At 69.2% G+C, this 21094-nt stretch carries 15 protein-coding genes; 8 read left to right on the top strand and 7 right to left on the bottom strand.

What is annotated here, in order from left to right; all coding sequences use genetic code 11:
* Positions 1-40: 40 nt before the first annotated feature.
* The 6 genes from M4I32_RS13740 (at position 41) to M4I32_RS13715 (ending at position 8003) form a co-directional block, all read left to right on the top strand.
* Complete coding sequence (locus M4I32_RS13740) at positions 41-1579, top strand: ABC transporter substrate-binding protein (protein WP_319035049.1); 1539 nt, start codon at positions 41-43, stop codon at positions 1577-1579.
* A gap of 29 nt (positions 1580-1608) precedes the next feature.
* Positions 1609-2550 (top strand): ABC transporter permease, encoded by a 942-nt coding sequence (locus M4I32_RS13735; protein WP_319035048.1) that lies wholly within the window; start codon positions 1609-1611, stop codon positions 2548-2550.
* Positions 2551-2618: 68 nt separating this feature from the next.
* A complete protein-coding gene (locus M4I32_RS13730; RefSeq protein WP_319035047.1) occupies positions 2619-5171 on the top strand; it encodes a dipeptide ABC transporter ATP-binding protein in 2553 nt (850 codons plus the stop codon).
* A complete protein-coding gene (locus tag M4I32_RS13725; protein ID WP_319035046.1) occupies positions 5168-6013 on the top strand; it encodes a hypothetical protein in 846 nt (281 codons plus the stop codon). The genes M4I32_RS13730 and M4I32_RS13725 overlap by 4 nt, the downstream gene beginning before the upstream one ends.
* The gene (locus M4I32_RS13720) at positions 5997-6683 is read left to right on the top strand and encodes a TetR/AcrR family transcriptional regulator (RefSeq protein WP_319035045.1); all 687 of its coding nucleotides are present in this window, start codon (positions 5997-5999) and stop codon (positions 6681-6683) included. Before M4I32_RS13725 ends, M4I32_RS13720 begins: the two co-directional genes overlap by 17 nt.
* Before the next feature lie 429 nt (positions 6684-7112).
* On the top strand, positions 7113-8003 hold the full coding sequence (locus M4I32_RS13715; RefSeq protein WP_319035044.1) for a metallophosphoesterase: 891 nt from the start codon (positions 7113-7115) through the stop codon (positions 8001-8003).
* Positions 8004-8027: 24 nt separating this feature from the next.
* On the opposite strand, the gene M4I32_RS13710 is transcribed toward M4I32_RS13715, so the two are convergent.
* Positions 8028-8705: an SDR family NAD(P)-dependent oxidoreductase gene (locus M4I32_RS13710; RefSeq protein ID WP_319035043.1), complete on the bottom strand. Its 678-nt coding sequence runs from the start codon at positions 8703-8705 to the stop codon at positions 8028-8030.
* A gap of 121 nt (positions 8706-8826) precedes the next feature.
* Positions 8827-10437, bottom strand: a complete 1611-nt coding sequence (locus M4I32_RS13705; RefSeq protein WP_319035042.1) for an FAD-binding protein — start codon at positions 10435-10437, stop codon at positions 8827-8829.
* Positions 10438-10533: 96 nt separating this feature from the next.
* Here M4I32_RS13705 and M4I32_RS13700 point away from each other — a divergent pair, with 96 nt between their 5' ends.
* Together M4I32_RS13700 and M4I32_RS13695 are read left to right on the top strand one after the other, a co-directional pair.
* Positions 10534-11139, top strand: coding sequence for a TetR family transcriptional regulator (locus tag M4I32_RS13700; protein WP_319035041.1), 606 nt, complete (start codon positions 10534-10536; stop codon positions 11137-11139).
* A gap of 277 nt (positions 11140-11416) precedes the next feature.
* Entirely contained in the window at positions 11417-13111 is a 1695-nt protein-coding gene (locus tag M4I32_RS13695; protein WP_319035040.1) for a sensor histidine kinase, read from the top strand.
* Here M4I32_RS13695 and M4I32_RS13690 read toward each other — a convergent pair.
* From M4I32_RS13690 to M4I32_RS13670, 5 genes are all read right to left on the bottom strand, one after another.
* Positions 13093-14865: a hypothetical protein gene (locus M4I32_RS13690; protein ID WP_319035039.1), complete on the bottom strand. Its 1773-nt coding sequence runs from the start codon at positions 14863-14865 to the stop codon at positions 13093-13095. The two genes, M4I32_RS13695 and M4I32_RS13690, sit on opposite strands and share 19 nt — an antisense overlap.
* Positions 14866-15104: 239 nt before the next feature.
* Positions 15105-15842, bottom strand: coding sequence for a VIT family protein (locus tag M4I32_RS13685; RefSeq protein WP_319035038.1), 738 nt, complete (start codon positions 15840-15842; stop codon positions 15105-15107).
* A 35-nt stretch (positions 15843-15877) separates the two neighbouring features.
* Positions 15878-17809 carry an SDR family oxidoreductase gene (locus tag M4I32_RS13680; protein WP_319035037.1) on the bottom strand — a complete coding sequence of 644 codons (1932 nt, stop codon included), beginning with the start codon at positions 17807-17809 and terminating at the stop codon, positions 15878-15880.
* Complete coding sequence (locus M4I32_RS13675) at positions 17806-19296, bottom strand: FGGY-family carbohydrate kinase (RefSeq protein ID WP_319035036.1); 1491 nt, start codon at positions 19294-19296, stop codon at positions 17806-17808. The genes M4I32_RS13680 and M4I32_RS13675 overlap by 4 nt, the downstream gene beginning before the upstream one ends.
* Positions 19297-19316: 20 nt before the next feature.
* Positions 19317-20966: a glycerol-3-phosphate dehydrogenase/oxidase gene (locus M4I32_RS13670; RefSeq protein WP_319035035.1), complete on the bottom strand. Its 1650-nt coding sequence runs from the start codon at positions 20964-20966 to the stop codon at positions 19317-19319.
* Positions 20967-21094: the final 128 nt, after the last annotated feature.

Raw genomic sequence — 21094 nt, 5'->3', positions numbered from 1 at the left:
CCACGCCTCGTAAGGGGCCTTGCATCCAAAGGAGAATGTAATGCGCGCAAGATTCGGCCGTTCGGTCGCAGCCGGCCTGGGGGGACTCGTCGTCCTCGCTCTCGCCGTCAGCGGTTGCGGCACCGGAGGAGACGCCGACACCGGCGGCGACTCCGACAGCACACTGACGATGGCCCACGATGGCAATACGCAGATCAACTTCGACCCGGGAGTCGGTTCGATCACCGTAACCACCTACCTGGCGCCGGTCTACGACACGCTCCTCCGTCGCCTCAGCGATGGTAGCTACGAGCCGAATCTCGCGACCGAGTGGGGGTACGAGAGCCCCACCGAATTCAGTATGACGCTGCGGGACGACGTCACCTTCGCGGACGGAACACCGCTCGACGCCGCTGCGGTCGTGGCCAACCTCGAGAACGTGAAGAACGGTACGGGGCCCCTCGCTTCGGACTTCGCGACGATCGACAGCATCGAAGCGGTAGACGACAACCGCGTCGTGATCACGCTCAGCACGCCCAACCCCTCCCTCCCCCTCACCCTCTCGGGGGTGTCCGGAATGATCGCGAACCCAGCCGCGATCGAAGGCGGCGAACTCGCGACGCAGCCCGATGGTTCCGGTCCGTATGAGTACCTGGCCGACGAGTCGATCAGCAATGACACCTACGTGTACGAGAAGCGTGATGACTACTGGGCTAGCGACGACTACCCCTACGACCGCATCGAGGTCAAGGTGATCCCGGATGCCGCGGCGGCAGTCAACGCACTCGAGTCCGGGCAGGTCGACATGGTCGAGCTCGGCACCGCGGGCGACATCGTGCGGGTTGAGAACGCGGGGCTGGACTTCACCGGCGCCTCGAACAACGTCTGGACCCTTCACCTCGAAGACCGCGCGGGGGAGCTCGTGCCTGCACTCGGCGAGGTCGAGGTGCGCCAGGCGCTGAACCACGCCATCGACCGTGCGGCCATCGTCGAGTCGGTCAACCAGGGACTCGGCTCCCCCACGACCCAGCTGGTCAAGCCGGGCATGGCGGGCTATGACGAGACGCTCAACAACGTCTACCCCTACGACCCCGAAATGGCGCGTGAGCTGCTCGCCGAGGCCGGCTACCCGGATGGGTTCGAGATGGATGCCGTGAGCATCTCCCTCGCGGACACCCAGGTGCAGGCGCTGGTCGGCTACCTGGCCGAGGTCGGCGTGACCCTCAACGTGGTGAACGTGCCGCCGGACCAGTACATCCCCAGCATCCTGAGCGGCGAGTACCCGACAGCCTTCCTCCCGTACGGGATGGTCGACGCGTACTTCGACTTCGGTCAGCTGGTGACGCCCGAAGGCGGCTTCAACCCGATGGGGTCGAGCGACGAACAGATCAACGACCTCTACGCCGAAGCCGGTTCCGCTACCAACGACGAGGAACGCGCCGCCATCCTCGAACAGCTGAACGCGCGCGTGGTGGAGCTCGCCTGGTTCCTGCCGATGTTCAACGACGCCTACGGCTACGCGTTGTCGGACGACGTTACGGGCGTCGAATGGCAGACGTTCCGTCCGCCGATGTACTACCAGTGGGCTCCGGCCGACTGAACCCCTCGCACGAGTGAAGGACGACAACGATGATCAGGCTGATACTTCGGCGCGCGCTCATGGGCATACCGCTCGTGCTCGTCGTTGCGACCGTCGCGTTCTTCCTCGTGCAGTTCACGCCTGGGTCCCCGGCCGCCGCCGTGCTGGGGACCCAGGCGACACCCGAAGCGATCGCGCGATTCGAGACCGGTCTAGGGCTCGATCGTCCGGTATTGGTGCAGTACGCGGAGTACATGGGACGCCTGCTCGTCCTCGACCTCGGTGAATCATGGCTCACAGAGCAACCGGTCGCAGAGATCCTGGCCTCGCGCCTGCCCGTCACCATGACGCTCGCGACATTGGCGACCCTCGTCGCGATGCTCATCGGCATCCTCATCGGCACGGGTGCCGCCGTACGCGGTGGCTGGATCGACCGCGTGCTGACCGGCGGCTCTGGCGTGGGCCTGGCCCTGCCGAACTTCTGGCTGGCATCGATCCTGGTGCTGATCTTCAGCCTCAACCTCGCGCTCGTCCCCGCCACGGGCTATGTGCCGTTCACATCGGATCCCGCGCAGTGGGCGAATCATCTGATCCTCCCTGTCGCCACTCTCGCGATCGCCATGATCGCGTCGTTCGCTCGCCAGACGCGCACCAGCATGATCGAGCAGCTGAGCAGCGACTACGTCCGCACCCTGCGGGGCGCAGGAATATCCCGCGCGAGCATCGTCTCGCGCCACACCCTGCGCAACGCTGCGGCGCCCGTTCTCAACACCGCGGGCCTGCAGTTCGTCGGGGTGCTCGGCGGGGCCATCATCATCGAACAGGTCTTCGCGCTTCCCGGTCTCGGGCGCGCGATCGTGCAGTCGGCCTCCGCACGTGACCTGCCGGTTCTCCTCGGCGCCGTCGTCGTGAGCGCCATCGTCGTTCTGATCGTGAACATCGTCATCGACGTCGCCGTCGCGGCACTCAACCCCCGGGCACGAATCTCATGAGCACACACATCGCCGACGGACAGACTGTCGATCTTCACCGCCCCCGGCCACGCTCCGCGACAAGGGAGTTGCTGCGAACCCCCTCCGCGATCGTCGCGGTCGCGTGGATTCTTCTCGTCGCGATCACCAGCATCGCCGCCACCACCCTTCCGTTGGTGGAGTGGGGGGTACTGGCCGACCCGCTCGCCCAGGATCTTGCCGACGCCGGTGCGCTGCCGTCCACATCCCATTGGCTCGGCACCGACACTCTCGGGCGAGACGTGCTGTCGCGCCTGATCTTCGCCGGAGGCGAGGCCATTGCCGGCGTTCTGCTCTGCGTCGCCATCGCCACGCTGCTCGGGCTGTCGCTCGGCTTGCTGGCCGGATACTACGGCGGGGCGGTGGACGCCGCCGCCTCCACGGTGGGCGAAGTACTGCAGACCCTGCCGGGCATCATCGTGATGCTGCTCGCGGTCGCGATCTTCGGCACCGACCTCGCCGTCGGCATGGCGACACTCGGAATCCTGCTGAGCGCCGGTGTCTTCCGCATCGTGCGGTCGAGCACGCTGGTGGTCTCGAAGGAGCTGCACGTCGATGCCGCGAAAGTCGCCGGCATCCGGGTCCTGCCCATCTTGGCTCGCCACGTGCTCCCGAACGTCCTCCGTCCCACGATCGTGCAGGCGTCGATCACCGCCACGCTCGCCCTGCTGTTGCAGGCCGGGCTCAGCTTTCTCGGCCAAGGTCCGCCGCCCCCCGCGCCGCAGTGGGGCTCGATGGTGCGCGAAGCGTCCGATGTGATCTACCGGTTCCCGTGGCTGATGGTTCCCACCGGCCTTGCCATCATCCTCACGGCGCTCGCGTTCAACGTCATCGGCGATGCGCTCGTCGACACGACATCCATCCGTCCGCATCGGCGCACCCGACGGCGACGCCCCGTGCCGGCATCCACGCCGGAGTCGGATTCGGCCACGTCAGGTGACCACAACACGCCCGCGGCGTTGTCGGTGACCGACCTGACGATAGCGACGGAATCGGGCACACCGCTCGTCCACGGCATCTCCTTCGCGGTGCGCGACGGGCAGACCCTGGGCCTCGTGGGCGAGTCCGGATCGGGCAAGACACTCACGGCGCTGGCTGCGCTCGGGCTTCTTCCCGACGGTGTCCGGATGACCGGCGGACGCATCCGCATTGCAGATCGCGACGTCACGGACGCATCCGATCAGACGCTCGCCCCGCTGCGGGGTTCCACGATCGCCTACGTGTCACAAGAGCCTATGGTCGCGCTCGACCCGTCCAGCACCGTGCGCGCGCTTCTCGTCGAACCGTTGCGCAAGCATCGGCGCATCTCCCGAGGCGAGGCGCACCGGCTCGCCTCGACGCTCCTCGCACAGGTCGGCATCCCCGACCCCTCCGCGATACTGCGTCGATACCCGTTCCAGCTGTCGGGCGGCATGGCCCAGCGCGTGGCGATCGCGGTCGCCCTCACCGGGCAGCCACGGGTATTGGTAGCTGACGAGCCGACGACCGCACTGGATGTGACCGTTCAAGCCGAGATCCTCGAACTTCTGAGAACGCTCAGGGACGATCTCGGGATGGCCGTTCTCATCGTGACCCACAACTTCGGGGTCGTCGCTGACATCTGCGACCACGTCGCGGTGATGCGCTCCGGTCGCGTGGTGGAATCGGGTGACGTCCAGCGCACGTTCGCGCGACCCCAGGACGCCTACACCCGCACACTCCTCGAGGCTGTGCCGGACGCGTGGCCGCAGACGACGACGCGCGCCGCCGTCGACGCCCCCCCGCTCCTCGCCGTCGAGGACCTGAAGGTGGCGTTCCGCCAGGGTGCATTTCGCGAACCCTTCCACGCACTCAAGGGAGTCTCGCTCGACGTCCGCCCCGGCGAGACCGTCGGGCTGGTGGGCGAGTCGGGATCCGGAAAGACGACGATCGGACGGGCCATCCTCGGGTTGACGCCTGCGGCATCCGGACGCGTGATCTTCGATGGCGAAGACATCACGCACGCCTCCGCGCGGCGCCGGCGAGAGTTGAGCACCGACATCCAGGTCGTCTTCCAAGACCCCTACAGCTCACTCGATCCCAGGTTGACCATCGGGCAGATCCTCGAGGAACCGCTCAAGGCGCATGGCGTCTACCGCGGCGCGGCCGCACGCAGACGTGTCACCGAACTGCTGGATCGCGTCCACCTTCCCGCGGACGCCCTCCAGCGCCGTCCATCCGAGTTCAGCGGCGGACAGCGGCAACGAATCGCCATCGCACGGGCGCTCGCCATGTCGCCTCGGCTCATCGTGTGCGACGAGGCCCTCTCGGCTCTCGACCTCTCTACGCAGGCGCGTGTCGTCGAACTGCTGCACGATATCCAGCGAGACACGGGCGTCGCCTACCTGTTCATCGGCCACGATCTCGCCGTCGTCCGCAATATCAGCGACCGGGTCGTGGTCCTCTACCGGGGCGAGGTCATGGAGACGGGCGACCCCGAGACGATCGGGGCCTCACCCCGTCACCCCTACACACGACGTCTTCTGCTGGCCGCGCCCGTCCCGGACCCGGTCGAGCAGGCCGAACGCCGCAAGCTCTGGCTCGCGAGCAGAACCACCACCACCGAAACAGAAGGAAGCCCATGACCACCTCCACCACCAACCCGCAGGATGTCGCCGCCGCACTGATCGAGGGACTCGTTTCACACGACGTCGCCGCCGTGCGCGCTCTGTATGACGGTCCGGCCGACATCGACGACTCGGCGGCGGGCCGGCAGATCGATGGCGGATTCGAGAAGCTGGTGCGCGAATGGGCCCCCGCGACCATCACGCGCGTCAAGGCCTCGAACGTCACGCACTCGGTCACGGGTGCGAACGGCCGCTTCAACGGCACCGAGATCACCCTCACGCTCGACAAGAACGGGGCCGACAAAGATCTCGACATCGTCGTGGTGAGCGAGTTCAACGAGACCGGCGGCCTCGTCCGCAACCGCCTATATTACCGCCTGGCACGCGTCACCGGCGAGCAGCACGTGCGCACGCGGATTCTCGGTGAGGAACCGATCAATCTCGAGCCGTTCAACCCGACGCTCGCCGAATACCAGAAGCAGCTTCGTGCCGGCGACCCCGACGGTCAGGCCGACACGTTCAGTCCCGACGGCGTGTTCAACGGTCACGGCGAGTCGCAGGACCTGCGCGACGGTCTCGGCATGGGCGTATACAAGGGACGCGAGAACATCCGCGCGGTCCTCAAGCAGATGTTCGAGGTGGGCGATGAGGAAGCCGGCTACGAAAGCGGCGAAGAGGAGCACGCAGGTGCGATCATCGAGAAGCTGAACTCTTTCACCGACGGCACGACGACGATCCTCGAGTTCAACATCATCCACGCCAATCACCCCGTAAACCGCACCTCGGCAGGGGTCGCCGCATACGAGCTCGGCGAGGACGGTCTGATCAAGGAAGCACGTGTCTATGACGAAGCCTGGTGACCAGGCGCAGCCGCGAGGCTCGCACGGGGCGGCGGCGCGTGGTCGCCGCCCCGTCACGAACTCGCGCGGCCAGCTGACCCGTGGTCAGATTCTCGAGATCGCAAAGGCTCACTTCGGGCAGGGCGGCTTTCGCGGCGTCTCGACCGCAGCAATAGCTGCAGAAGCAGGGGTGACCAATCCCGGCCTCCTCCATCACTTCCAGTCGAAGGCCGGCCTTCTGATGGCCCTGCTCGAGACGCGATTCGGGCGCGACGACGAGATACTCCTGACGGAGCCGAGTACAGACGGCACCGAACTGCTCACGCGTCTCGGAAACCTCGTCGAAGAGAATCAAGGGCAGCGCGCGGATGTCCTGCTCTTCTCGGTGCTGCTGGCCGAGAGCGTCTCGGAGGAGCATCCGAGCCACGAGTACTTCTCCCAAAGATTCCGTCGCGCACGAGAATTGCTGCACGGTCATCTTGAGGATGCGCAGCAGCGCGGCATCATCAAGGCCGAGGTAGATACCCACGGGCTTGCGACCGCCCTCCTGGCATTGATGGACGGCCTCCAATACCAGTGGCTGATCGACGAGACGGTTGACATGGCCGGCAGCTTTCGGGCGGTCGCATCGCTGCTTGCGGATTCGATGGTCGCGGCACCGCACGATCCCGACGCCGAACCCGTCTCTTAGCGCCGGCTGAACGCGACCGGCGATGGGAGCGCGAGGGCTCGGGCGGTCGGTTCAGTGGGTGGCGGTCGTTCTGCTGATACAGCGCGGGGCGCGGCTCGCCGTCGGCGGCGCGAAGGTGCATGGTGCATGGTGCATGGTGCATGGTGCATGGTGCATGGTGCATGGTGCATGGTGCCAGGGTAGGCCGCAACGCGGCGGCCGTGGGCGGCGCACGTGCCCGCGATCGGAAAGCTCGCCGTGCACAACTGCGGATGCCGGGGCGCCGCGCCGTGGTTGCGCTCCGTTCGTGCGGGGTGTCGGCGGGCTCTGCCGCAGTTGTGCACGTGGCGGGGCCGGGGCAAGGCCGCAAGGGGGTTGCGGGGATGCGCCGGGCGTGGGGAGCCTGGGGGCCGGCACGTCGCATCGGCGTGGGGAGAGGTGGGCAGCGTCATGATCGCGCGGGTACTCGGCTCCGTCGGGGCTGTGGTCGTGGGCGTGCTCGTCGTGATGCTCGGGTACGCCGTGTTCATCGAGCCGCAGTTGCTGCTCGAAGAGCGACATCACGAGGCCGAGATCCCCCACCTCGACGAGGCGTGGGAGGGCGAGACAATCGCGGTGGTCTCGGACTTTCAGGTGGGCATGTGGTTCGCCAACACCGACATGGCCGAGCAGGCCGTCGAGCAGATCGTCGAGGAGCGACCGGCTGCGGTGCTGCTGGCCGGCGACTTTCTCTACAGCCAGACCCCGGATGCCGAGAAGCAGGTCGAGACCGTCATGGACGCGCTCGCGCCGCTGGTGGAGTCCGGGATTCCCTCGTTCGCGGTGCTGGGCAACCACGACTACGAATCGGACGGGGCGGCGGAGATGACCGCGGCGCTCGAGGCCGCCGGCATCCGCGTGCTGAGCAATGACGCCGCAATCGTGCCGCTGGAGGGGTCGGACGTGCAGCGCCCGCTCTGGGTCGTCGGCATCGCGCCCGCACACGCGGGCCTGGCCGACATCGACACCGCCTTCGCGGGCGTCTCGGCCGAACAGCCCCGCGTGGTGATGATGCACAACCCGCAGGTGTTCCCCCGCATCCCGGCGGATGCCGCCCCGCTCGCCGTCGCCGGACACACGCACTGCGGACAGTTCGCGATGCCGGGCTCACCCCACTCGTCGTGGATGGCGCTCACCACCGAAGACCCGATGGTTGCCGATGGATACGCCCCGGATGATTTCGGGGCGGAGGGCAACATGCTCTACGTCACCTGCGGCATCGGCTTCAGCGGCATCCCGGCCCGGTTCAACGCTCCGCCGCAGGTCGTGTACTTCGAGCTGGTGGCGGCCAACGGGGGTTGAGCGAACCCCGCGAGCCGCGCCCGGTCAGAGGCCGGACGCACCGCGCACCCGGTGGCCGACGGCGATCGACTCCCCCGAGATCGCCCCGGCGAGCGGAGAGACGAGAAAAGCGACCAGTGCGGCGATGTCGGTCGGCGCCGACTCTCCGCTCTTGCCTACGCTGACCGTCGTGCTCGGCTCATCGACGACGGTCCCGGGATTGACGACGTTCACCGTCACACCGCTACCCGCGGCAGCATCCGCCAGATTCTTCGCCGCGAGGATGAGGGCCGCGTTGCGCACCGACCCGCGCAGGTCGCCGGTCAGAAACGCGTTCTGACCCGATATGCCGACGATCCTGCCGTAGCCGGCCTCGCGCATCGGGCCGAGCGCGGCCCGCGCCACGCGCAGGAACGACATCGCCTTGCCATCGATCGCATCGAGCACGTCGTCGGGATCGGTGGACAGGGCCGGGTCGAGCGTGCGCGCGCTGGGGGCGGCGGTCACCACCACGCCGTCGAGCCGGCCGTGCTCAGCGAGCACCTTCTCGACCGCGGCGGCCACCGAGGTCGCGTCACGGGCGTCCATGGTGAGGTCGCCGCCGTGCCGCGATGCGCCGACCACCGTCGCGCCCTCGGCCGCCAGCGCCGCGGCGATTGCGGAGCCGATGTACCCGGCACCGCCCACCACCAGAATGACGCGTTCATCGAGACGAAGATCCATGGTGAGACGGTACCGCGCTTCCGGGAGCCGCACCCTTGTCGTGCTCGGCCATTCATCGTGCTCGCCCCTTCCGAGGCGGAGAGGGGATCGCGGCCGACAACGCTCGTCGTCCTGGCTCGACCTACGCCTTCTGCGGCGTCGACTGGCCCGCGCTGACCGCGTGGACGCCCGCCCGGCGGCCGCTGAAGACGCAGTCGGCCAGCGAAAGTCCACTGATGTAGCTGTTGGAGCAGATGCCGACGGCGTTGCGGCCCGCGGCGTACAGCCCCGGGATCGGCATGTTCTGATCCGTGATGACGTTGCCCGATTGCTCGTCGACGCGAAGCCCGCCGAGAGTGAGACCCGGGGCCGGGTAGAAGGGCGAGTTCTTGATCGAGATGTCGATGGCGTAGAACGGGCCCTCCTGCACAGGGCTGCACAACTCGGGCGCCTTGTGGGCGGGATCTCCGTCGCCCCCGGCCGCGATCCCCGAATTGTAGGCAGACACGGTCTGCTGCAGGGCTGCGGCGGGGACGCCGATCTTCTTCGCCAGCTGGGCCAGGGTTGCCGCCTTCTTGTGGCCGAGGGTGAAGACGTAGAGCAGTTGGGCGGCTTGGAACGCCTGGGTCTGCTCCCGAACCTGCCCGCGCGCCTTCTTCCAGATGCGGGAGTCGACGACGAGGTAGCCGCGCCCGCCATGCTGGTGGATGAGCGCCTCGGAATGCGTTGCGCCATACAGGTCCTCGTTGAGGATGCGGGTTCCTTCGCCACCGACCGAGACGCCTTCGATCATGGCGCTGGGCGGAGACATGAACCTCCACGCCGTCATCCGTTCCATCTGCGAGATCGACCCCCCTGCCGACATACCCAGCTCGATGCCGTGCCCATCGTCGCCACTGGTGCCCAGCGGTGTGATGTCTTTGTACGGCGCGCCGTACCGCGCCTTCCATTCCGGGTTGAAGACGAACCCGCCGGCGCTGAGGATCACCGACGATGCGCGGGCCACCTGGTCGCGGGCACCACGCTCCCAGATGTTCTGCGCCCGACGGTTGATCTTCGCTCCGATCGGCGGCGCCCAGATGCCGAGCTTGCCCCCGAGCGCGGTGAGGCGCTTGTGCTGTGCACGGCCCGCCGCATCGGCCGGAAGCGTGCGATAGGTCACACCGACGACGGCGCCGTCCTCGATCACCAGCTCTTCGACGTGGCTGAGGGGACGGAAGTCCACGCCTTTGGCGAGGGCCGATCGGCGAAGCTGCGCGAACCACGCCTTGCCCGAGCCGAGTCCCTTCGCGACGTGACGGTGTCCGCGCGCAGCGGGCGAGGCGGCCTCCTTGTAGGGGTGGGCCTTCTCGTTGCCGGAGTAGTACAGGTAATGCGCGTCGGTGGGGTACGAGGTCTTGTACGGCGCGAGTGTGCCCCGGTACTCCGCGCCCTGTTCCTCGAGCCACGCGACCTGATCGCGGCTGCCCTCGCAGAAGCGGCGCAAGGTCTCGTCAGAGACCACCCCGCCCGTCTCCTGCCTGAGGTAGGCGAACATGTTCTCGGGCGAATCCTCGATCCCCGCCTGCTGCTGAATCTTTGTGCCGCCCCCGGCGTAGACCACACCGCCCGACAGGGCTGATGCTCCGCCGCCATATCCGCGGTCGAGAACGAGCACTCGCGCGCCCGCATCCGCCGCCTCGATCGCGGCCGATGCTCCCGCCGCGCCGAAACCCACCACGATCACATCGAACTGCTCCGCTGTCGTTTCCACGTCGAGCTCCTTTGCCATCCGTCCGGCGTCACCGCCACTTTTGGCAGGCTATGCCACAAACGGGAGCGGGTCTAGAGGAGCGGGTAGCCTGAGCCCGTGGGCCATACGGTGACGGGGCGAGGGCGACCGAGGCTTGCGGACGCCAAGACGCTCGCCGCGCGGGCGCTCAGTGTGCTGGACCTCCACGGCTACCGCGACTGCACGATGTCGGACGTCGCGGCCGAGGTGGGGCTCAGCATCCGCACCCTTCATCGGTACTTCCCGACGAAGGCCGACATCGTGTGGGGGCCGGTGGACACCTCGTTCGCGACGTTGCGGCGGCGACTCGACGAAACGCCGATCGACGTGCCTCTGCAGGTGGCCCTGCGCGACGGGATCACCGCGTCCTTCGCCGACCACGACGAAGACGAGCTCACCACGCGCATGCGGATGCGGCTCATCGGCCGCACCCCCGAACTGCACTCCCACGGCTCGGAGCCCTTCGTGCGCTGGCGCCAGGCGATCACCGATTTCGTCGCCACGCGCACAGGATCGGAGCCCACCGCCCTGCTTGCCGTCGTCGCCGGCGCGGCGGTGCAGGCGACCACGATGTCGGCTCTGACATGGTGGGCGACGCACGGAGCCGCCGACGATCCGGTTGGGGTGGTCTGCGAGGCGCTGGACGCGCTCGAAGTCGGCTTCACGGCATCCTTCGCCCGCTGAGAGGATTCGGGGCGTGCCCGGCTCGGCGGCGGCGTCGCCCGTCACACCGCTACCCGCGGCAGCATCCGCCAGATTCTTCGCCGCGAGGATGAGGGCGGCGTTGCGATCGCATCGAGCACGTCGTCGGGATCCGACGCCAGTGCCGGGTCGAGCGTGCGCGCACTGGGTGCGGCGGTCACCACCACGCCGTCGAGCCGGCCGTGCTCGGCGCCACTGCCGCCGAGATCCCGGCCGCGAGCGGATCAGATCGCATAATGCCCTGAGTGGCCTGTGCCGCGTGAAGGGAGAGGCCCGCGTGCCGATGTTCGAGGAGGCCACGACGAGGGCCGGCCGGCTGCGGGTGTTCACCCGCGCGCAGCTGCCGCTTTTCGGCAGCGCGGCGTTCGTGGTGGTCTCGACCGGTCTCGTCATGCCAGAGATCCTCATGAGCCCGCTGTTTCTCGCCGGCACGGCCGTGATCATCGTCGCGACCACGGCGGGGCTCATGGTGCCGTGGGAGAGGTTTCCGCCGCCGTGGCTGCTGGCCGTGGCCTTCGCGGACGTCGTCGGCGTGGCGTTCCTGCGCACCGAGCTGCTTCCCCTGGTTCCCGCCGCCGGCCTGCTCACGATCTTTCCGGTGCTGTGGCTGGCATACGGCTTCGGGGCACGCATGCTGGTCGCCTGCGTCGTGAGCGCGCTGTTCATCCCGAGCTTTCCCTTCGTCTATGCGAGGTCGTGGCCGGCGGACGCGGTCGCCTGGCTGAACGTCGTCACGCTGCCGGCGCTGGCGATCGGCATCGCGCTCGTCGCGAACATCGCGTCGCGTCAGCTGCGGCAGCGCACGACGCAGCTCATCTCGGCGCACCGCACGCAGGGCGAGGCCCTCCGCCGGGCGCAAGACAACGAGATCCTCGCGCGCGGCATCGTGGATGCCGTGGATGCCGGCGTCGTGTTCCTCGACGCGAACGGCGACGTGCTGCTGTCGAACCAGATCGCGCGCGATCTGACCGAACTGGCCGGGATCCGTCTCGACACGCCCCCGTACGTGGGGCCGAACGTGCGAGCGGCCGACCGCGAGACCTTCGTCTCGCTCGACGAGCAGGTGCTCTCACGTGTGTTCCGCGGTGAGCACATCGACGGCTCGCTGCAGTGGTGGGGCCCGGCCTCGCGCCAGGTGGCGGTCGTCGCCTCGCGAAGCAAGGTGCGCCGCAAGGACGGTGTGCCGCTCGGCACGGTGGCGGTGCTCTACGACGTGACCGAGCTCGCAGAAGCCGTGCAGGTGCGGGAGGAGTTCCTGCGCACCGTCTCGCACGAGCTGCGCACCCCGCTGACCCCCATCACCGGATACCTCGACCTGCTGCAGGAGCATCTCGAGTCCGCCCCGCAGCCGGACCCGAAGTCGGACCGTCTGATGGCCATCGTGCAGCGAAAGACGCACCACCTGGCCGCACGCATCGCCGAGCTCGTGTCTGCCGCAGACTCATCGCACGACATCCGACCTCGCACGATCGACGTCACCGGTCTTGTCACGCAACTGGTCGCGCGGCACTCCGAGCCGGCTGAGGCGCGGTGGATCGAGCTGACCGTGGCGCACGCCGCCGACGGGGTGACTGCTCATCTGGATCCACGGCTCGCGACGCAGGCAATCGACGAGCTCATCACGAACGCGCTCAAGTTCTCTCCGGCCGGCTCGTCCGTCATCGTCGGCGTGCAGCAGCAGGACGGCATCGTGGGCGTCTTCGTCGCCGACGAGGGCCTCGGACTGACCGTCGGCGAGCAGGCCCGCGCCTTCGACCGCTTCTACCGTTCGCCGGCATCGCGCCGCCAGGCCGTTCCGGGGTTCGGGCTCGGGCTGGCGCTGGTGCGCAGCATCGCGCGCGCCCACGGGGGCCACGTGCACATCCACAGTCGCTTGGGCGAAGGCACGCGCGTGACGTTCACGGTGCCGGCCGGGGCGCCGGCTGCTCCGCGCGCTCACCTGACACGGGCGTGATCGACCGCGTTGGGCTGCGACTCCCCGCCCGGCCGGCGCCGCGTCTTCGTGAGCACGAACCAGACGATCACCGAGACGACCGCGTAGACCGCGAACAGGGTCACCCAGACCCAGAACGGCGACGACGTCTGCTCCCAGCTGCCCGGGAACGGCAGCAGCACGAGCATGAACAGCGACGTGCCGAGCACGTAGGCGACCATCCACATGCCGCGGCTGACCGCGAAGATCGCCGCGCCGGCCATCCCTCGGAACGGCAGCAGCAGGATGGGCAGGGCCGAGAGGCCGAGCACGGCGATCGCGGCGAGCGCCTCCACGGCGAAGCGATCGAGGATGCCGCCGGACGCGGCCAGCGGCTCGGCGAGCACCCCGTAGAAGGCCCACGCCAGCATCCCGGCGCCGGCGACGTAGACGACCTCGACGACCGCGAGGCGCAGTCCGTCGCGCTTGGCCAGAGCCGACGGCACGCTCGCCGCGACGATCAGGCCGAACACCACGCCGGGCACGAAGCCCGTGAGCCGCGACGCGAGCACCGTCACCAGCAGGATGCCGAGCGACCCGGCGACCAGCCCGATGCGCGCGGTCGGCGCGATCGCCCAGCGGCGCGCGACCCCCGCGACGAGTGCGGCGCCGACGATCGCCTCGACGCCGAACGAGACCAGGTTCGAGGCGACCATGCGCACCGACCCGGCGTTGAAGCCGAACGAGGGATCGACGAATCCGGCGATGATGGCCGCGGCGAGCACCCCGATCGCCAGCGGCGCCGCGCGCGGCATCCGGCTCGCCCTAGACCTCGCCGCTCGGGTCAGCGGCGCCCGAGCCAGCGACGCTCCGGCGCGCCGGCCCGCGGCGGTGAGCGGCGCCCACACGCGGGAGACGCGGTCGTAGTTCTCGCTGATCGCCGTCTCCATCAGCTTGCCCGGGAACGCCAGGATCGCCGCGAACACCAGCGTCATGGCGAGGGTGCAGCCCAGGATCACCGGGTCGAGATTCACCTGGCCGGGCGTGCGCAGCCCGCTGAGGGTCGAGGGGGCGGCCGCGGAATCGTCGAGGCTCGCGGATGCCGCCGCGGGCACGCCCGTGTCGGTCGCGGGTTCGAGGGCGCTGTCGGATGTGTCTGCGTCAGACGTGTCGGCATCCGCGATCGGCTCCTCCACCACCGGCTCCTCGACCACGGGCTCGGGAATGTCGAGCAGGGGCAGGATGCGGGTGCGGATCTGCGCGAGCGCGCTGTGATGCAGGCCCCGCGCGGCCATCACCACGCCCTCGCCCAGGAGCACCTCATTCGCCGAGAAGGTGACGACGGGCGCCCCAACCTCGGACTCGGGGGCGAGCGTGTAGACGGGGCCGAACTCCGTGTCGGCGAGGGTGTATCCGCTCTCGACCAGGTCGGCCTCGAGGGCCTCCTGGTCGGAGACCACCGCATAGCCGACGGCCGCGGCATCCGGATCGACGTCGCGCAGCCACCAGCAGGTCAGCCCGTCCTGCTCGAAGATATAGGCCCAGGCGCTCCACTCCACGCTCTCGTCGTGCATCGTCGGCTCGTCGCTGGTCTGCACCATGTCGGCGGGGCGATAGCCGGCCTCGGCGAGCTCGGCCTGCAGCGGCTGGTCGATGAGGTCGTCGCAGACGACCGGGCCGGGCGCTGCGGACGCGGGGGCGGTGGATGCCGGGGCACGGTCTGCGGCGTGGGCGCTGGCCGTGGCGCCGGCCCACGTCGCCGCGGCCAGCGCGATCGCGGCGAGAGGTCTGCGCACTCGCATGTGCCTAGGCCCGCGCTTCGTGGTGGGCGGATGTCGTCATGATCGTCTCCCCAGAGTCGATGACCGCGGGGGCGCCGGTGCCCGACGCGGGCGACTTACACCCACGCATGCGGCCGATCCACGTCGCCACCCCCGCTGCGCCCTGTCGAACGCGTGGCTCTCGTGTGCCTCCTTTCCTATCCAGTTCGCGCCGCTCGCACAAGGATGAATGGGGGGTGACGCGCCAGACGGGACTAGACCACTCCCGAGGCCCCCAGCAGAGAGCCGACGCCGAAGGTGGCGGCCAGGGCGATGGCTCCGCCGATCACGATACGGAGGATGGACCTGGGCTTGGAGCTGCCGCCGAGGTGAGCCGAGATCCAGCCGGTCAGCGCGAGCGCGACGAGCACCGAGACGAAGGTCGCGGCAACACGCCAGCCCTCCGGGGGCAGCAGGATCGCCAGCAGCGGCAGCAGGGCGCCGACGGCGAAAGCGAGCGTGGACGCTCCGGCGGCATGCCAGGCGCTCACGACATCCGTCTCGTCGATGTTCAGCTCGGCCGACAGATGCGCGGCGACCGCGTCGTGGGCGGTGAGCTCGACGGCGACCTGGTGGGCGGTCTCGGGGCGCAGGCCCTTGGCCTCGTACAGGCCCGCGAGCTCCTGCAGCTCCTCCTCGGGCATCTCACGCAGCTCGCGCTTCTCCTTGGAGATCAACGCCCGCTCACTGTCGCTCTGGCTGCTCACCGACACGTACTCGCCGAGCGCCATCGAGATGGCGCCACCGACCAGACCGGCGACACCGGCCGTGAGGATGGGCGCGACCTCGCTGGTCGCCCCGGCGACGCCGACGACGATCGCGGCGACCGAGACGATGCCGTCGTTGGCGCCCAGCACGCCCGCGCGCAGCCAGTTGAGGCGCTGGGCGAGCCCTCCCCGGTGCGGCTCGTCGGGATGCGGGGCGGGTACGGGTGCGGTTCCGTGCGGCGACATGGGAACAGACAACCACGGGAGAAGTTCGGACGGCCTCAGATCACGCGCTCATTGCCCCCGTCAACGCTGAGGTGCGCGCCCGTGGTGGCCGGCAGGGCTTCACAGAAGGCGGCGACCGCGTCCGCGACCATCGCACTTCTCACCTCGATTCGCAGCAGGTTGCGCGTGCGATACTCCTCCACGCTGAGCCCGTAGTGTGCGGCTCGGGCTTCGAGCAGCTCGTCGGTCCAGATGGCCGTGTCGAAGACGGCATCCGGCTCGACCTGGTTGACGCGGATGCCGTCCGGGGCCCACTCGAGCGCCGCGACACGAGCCAGCTGCGCGGCCGCGGCCTTGCTCGCCGAGTATGCGCCGACGCCGGGGCCGGGGGCGGCGACATTCTTCGTCGAGACGAGCACGACGCGACCACCGCGCGGCGAGAGCGCGAGGTACGGGTGCGCGGCGCGCAACAGGCGGGCGGGCGCCGCCGCGTTGACCCTGAAAGCGCGGTCCCATACATCGTCGTCGAGGTCTGCGATGGACATGCTGGGCGGAAAGATCCCGGCGGCGATCACGACCACGTCGATGCCTCCGAAATCACGCACGGCGGTGTCGACCGCTGCGGCGAGCACCTGTGGGTCGCTCACGTCCCCGACGACACCGCGCCAGGCGTCGTCGTCGACGAGGTCCCTCACTCTGGCGTCAAGATCGATCCCGACGACCGCTCCCCCGTCGCTGAGGAGTCTCTCGGCGATGGCACGGCCGATCCCCGAGGCGGCGCCGGTGACGATGGCGACCTCGCCCGTCAGGGGGCGGCGCACGCGACCTGCGAGCTTGGCCTGCTCGAGCGACCAGTACTCGATGTCGAACGTGTGCGGCTCGTCGAGCGAACGGTAGCCACCCAGACGGTCGGCGGCATCCACGACATCCATCGTGTGCACGGCCACATCGTGCGTCACCTGCAGCGCCGCCACGCTCTCGCCGGCGACGAGAAATCCCAGCTCGCCGTCGAAGACCACTCTCGGCGCGGGATCACGCTCGGTGATCTCGGTCGTCGCCCGGGACCGGTGGCGCTGCACATATTCGCGGTACCGGTCGGCATAGGCGACAACGTCGCGACCGATGAGCGGTGCGCGCTTGGTATAGAGCACGTGCTCGGGGGTGGCGGTGCCTCGACTGGTGACCGCGTCGAGATCGTCGCGCCGCGCGTACTCGGCGCCCCGCCCAGAGACGGACTGTTGCAGCAGCATCGGCGCAGCCGCCACCTCACAGATCGCGTGCCGCAGCTGCGCGATCTCGCGAGGCTCGCCGCGGCGCTCGATGGCGTCGCCCTCGCTCCCCCAGTCGTCGACGCCCGCGACCTCGGCCGCACGCTCGACCAGCTCACGGTGGCGCCGGAGCACGGCATCCGGGTCGTCGCCGAAGGTGAACAGGCCGTGATTGCTCAGCACCACGGCATCCGCGCCACCCACGTCGGTCTGTGCGATCAACCGAGCAAGCGGAAAGCCGGGCATGACATACGGCAGCACGAGCACCCCCTCGCCCAGAGCATCGCGCACCTCGTCGACGTCGATGTCCCGGTTCGTCAACGCCACGATCGCGTCGGCGTGCGAGTGCAACACGACGCGACCGGGCAGGTAGGCGTGCAGGAGCGCCTCGATGGATGCCGTGGGGGCGCCGGCGTCGAGTGAAGCCTGCCGCAGTTCGTTCACCATCGTGGGGTCGTCCAGGTGTTCGAGCTGCAGCAGTGCGTCGAGTCGACTGCGACGCAGCGGGGCGAAGCCTCCGGATTCGATCGTCGCGAGGTTCCAGCCGCTTCCTTTGACGAGAACGAGGTCGACGGCCTCGCCGGTGACATCGACGCCGGTCGCCTTGATCGAGGTGTTGCCTCCACCGTGGAGGACCAGCGAGGCGTCGGCGCCCAGCCGGCGGCTCACCCGCACGATCTCGGCGAGCGCCGTGTCGACGTCGATGGTCGCGGTGCTCATGCCATTGCCTCCCAGACGGCGCCCATCGCCGCGATCGAACGGTCGAACACCCGCGCCTGCTGTTCGTAGGCGGCGCGTCCCTCGCCGGGCGGGACCACGAGGGCGGGATCCGGTTCGGTGTTCCAGGGCCCGACATCGATGCCGATCCCCCGCGCCGCGAGCGACGCCACCCCGCGTGCGCCCAGCTCCGTGCCGAGCTGTCGGCGCATCGGCCGCCCGACGATATCGGCGAACATCTGTGCCCACAGAGGGTTCTTGGCGCCTCCCCCGGCGAGTGTCCACGGCCCTTCCGACACGGTCGCGCCACAGGAGCGCACCTTGCCGAGCTGCACCCGGTGATACTGGGTGATCCCCTCGGCGACGGCGCGCGCCACGTGCTCGTACCGATGGCTGCCCTTGATCCCGAGCAGGGTGCCCGAAGCACCCAGATGCTCGGGCGCCCCATGGATGAAGGGCAGGAAGATCAGCCCATCGGCGAGCGGTGGCGCGTGCTGCGCGGCATCGAGAAGGTCGCGCGGAGTGATCGGCATGGTGGCCGTGGCCCCCAGCACCTGCGAGGCCCACTCGATGCTGGCCGCCGACGTGGGCGCCACCTCCATCGCCAGCATCATGCCCGGCTCCGGCAGCAGGGCGTTGATTGTCACACGGGGCGGCTCGATGTGCGAAGGCACGACGACGCTGTTGATGGCCCAGGTGCCGACGATGATCGTGACGTCGCCACGCTGAGCCGAACCGGCCCCGAGGGGGCTCGCGACGCAATCCATGCAGCCGGCGACGACGGGCGTGCCGACCGGCAGGCCCGTCTGGGCGGCGGCTGCCTCGGTGACGTGGCCGACGACGTCTTCCGACCCCGCGAGCGGCGGGAAGATGCGGGCCATCTCGGCCGGCAGACCCAGCATGTCGAGCACGGCGGGCTCATACTCCCGCGCCTGCAGGTTCACGAGGCCGCAGCCGGACGAATCGGAGAGGTCGGCGCTCGGCGCCCCGGTCATGCAGAGCGTCAACCAGTCCTTGCAGGTCAGCGCCCACCGTGTGCGAGCGAGCACCTCGGGCTCGTTCTCACGCAGCCAACGCAGCAGCACGGCGGGCTGCGCCGCCCACGGCATCGATCCGGTGACGCGGCGCACCCCCTCGACCGTGCCCGGGTCCAATGCGGCCACCACCGCCTCCGCCCGACTGTCGGTCGAGGCGATCGCCGCACGCGTGGGCCGGAGGTCCTCATCCACGAGGTAGAGGCCGTTGCCGTGACCGGTGGCCGCGACGCCCCCGACGGTCCACGCTCGGCGCTTGAGCTCGCCGGTGAGGTCGCGCAACACGTCGGCGACGACCTCCCACAGCGCGTCCATGTCGACTTCTTGACGCTCACGCGAGACGGCTACTCGCGGGTTCGGGGCCGAGAAGGTGCAGATCTCCCGCCCCGCCTCGTCGAAGGCCGCAGCCTTGGCGGCGGTCAGCCCGACGTCGATGCCGATCACACAGATCTTCACTGATCCCTCGTCTTCTTCTCTCACGGCGCCATCCCGCGCGGCGACGTCTGCAGCGCACGCGGTGCGAAGCGCCGAACCGATTCACGGTAACGCCTCACTTCGCCCAGGGCATACTCCGCATCCCACCCCGCGTGCGTGACCAGCAGGTCGGCTGCGCGCGGCGCACACGAAAGCGCCACATCGCTGTTCAAAGCGATGGCGCTGCGTCGCAGCAGCACGTCCTCGAGCGTGACCGCGCCCTCGTTGCGTACGGCATGGACGAGCTCGGCGGCAATGGCTCCGGTCTCGTCGTCGATCACCTCCGCCAGGGCGGGATCGGATGCCGCGAGCATCTCGATGCCGTGCGCGAGCGACCCGTAGAGGTCGGCGAGCCGCGCGGCCGAGCGGACAGGCAGCACACTGCGGTCGACGAATGCCTTGCGGAACCGCACCATGGGCATCGCCGGTGCACCGGGAAACGGTGCCCGGCGCGTCGACGAGGCGCGGTGCTCGACCCCCAGGGTCTTCTCGATGCGATGCAGCACCTCCTCGCCGAGCGCCCGATGCGTGGTGTACTTGCCCCCGATCACCGTCACGAGTCCGGCGCTATCGCCGTCATGGCTGATGATCTCGCTGTCGCGGCTGACGGATGCCGGATTGTCCACGTCGCCCACGAACGGCAGCGGACGGACGCCGGAGTACGACCACAGCACATCGTCCGGCGTCAGGCCTGCCCCGGGGAGCAGGCCGTTGACCGCGCGCAGCAGGTAGTCGATCTCGTCGGCGTCGATCACGACGTCGTCGATCGACCCCGTGTACGGCAGGTCCGTCGTGCCGATCATGTACTTGCCGTCCCACCAGGGCAGCACGAACATGGGGCGCTGGTCATCCGGCGACTCGAAGAAGATGCATGTCTCGGGAGCGCCCTCGAAGCGATCGACGACGAAGTGGCTTCCTTTGGTGGGCCCGATCTTGCGCGGGTGACCGCCCTCGAGATCCAGGACGGCATCCACCCACGGCCCCGCAGAGTTCACGACGACGCTCGCCCGCACCTCGCGTTCCTCGCCGCTCAGCCGATCGCGATACCTGACGCCGGCGACGCGTCCACTCTCGTGGAGCAGACCCGTCACCGGAGTGTGAGTGAGCACGGTCGCCCCGTGCCGGGACGCGTCGATCGCGAGCTCGATCGCGAAACGCTCCGTCACGGGCACGTGGGCGTCCTGGAACAGGCCGCCCCACTTGACGCCGCCTGCCGCAACGGAGGGCCACTCGCGCTTCAACCGCGAGGAGAAGACGATGCGGTTGAGCGGCAGTCGCTTGCCGATCGACAAGACGTCGTGCAGCACGAGCCCGCACGAGAGCAGCCATCCGGGCCGTGATGCCGACTTCGAGAAGGGGATGAGCATCGGGTACGGCTTCACCAGATGAGGCGCGGTGCGCAGGAGGATGTTGCGCTCCCGGATCGACTCGAAGACCAGCGGCACCTCGAGCCGCTCGAGGTACTTCAGACCGCCGTGGATCAGACGCGTCGAGATGGCCGATGTGCGCGCGGCGATGTCGTCCTGGTCGATCATCACGACGTGCAGGCCGCGGCGCGCGATCTCGCGCGTGATGGCGAGGCCGTTGATGCCGGCTCCGATCACGACGACGTCTGCCGTCGTCGGAGCGGCATAGGTACTCACAGTGGACATGGCTGTTCCTCGAGTCGCGGGGGGGGCCCCGCGGCGCCCCGGGCCCGGGGCGGGGGGGGGGGGGGGGGGGCGGCGGGGCCCCGCGGGCGGGGGGGGGGCGGGGGGGGGGGCGCCCCCCCCCGCCACCC

Origin of the sequence: Microbacterium sp. LRZ72 (assembly GCF_033792225.1) — a bacterium.
In the GTDB taxonomy this organism is placed as follows: domain Bacteria; phylum Actinomycetota; class Actinomycetes; order Actinomycetales; family Microbacteriaceae; genus Microbacterium.
This window is presented reverse-complemented; position numbering and strand designations above follow the sequence as displayed.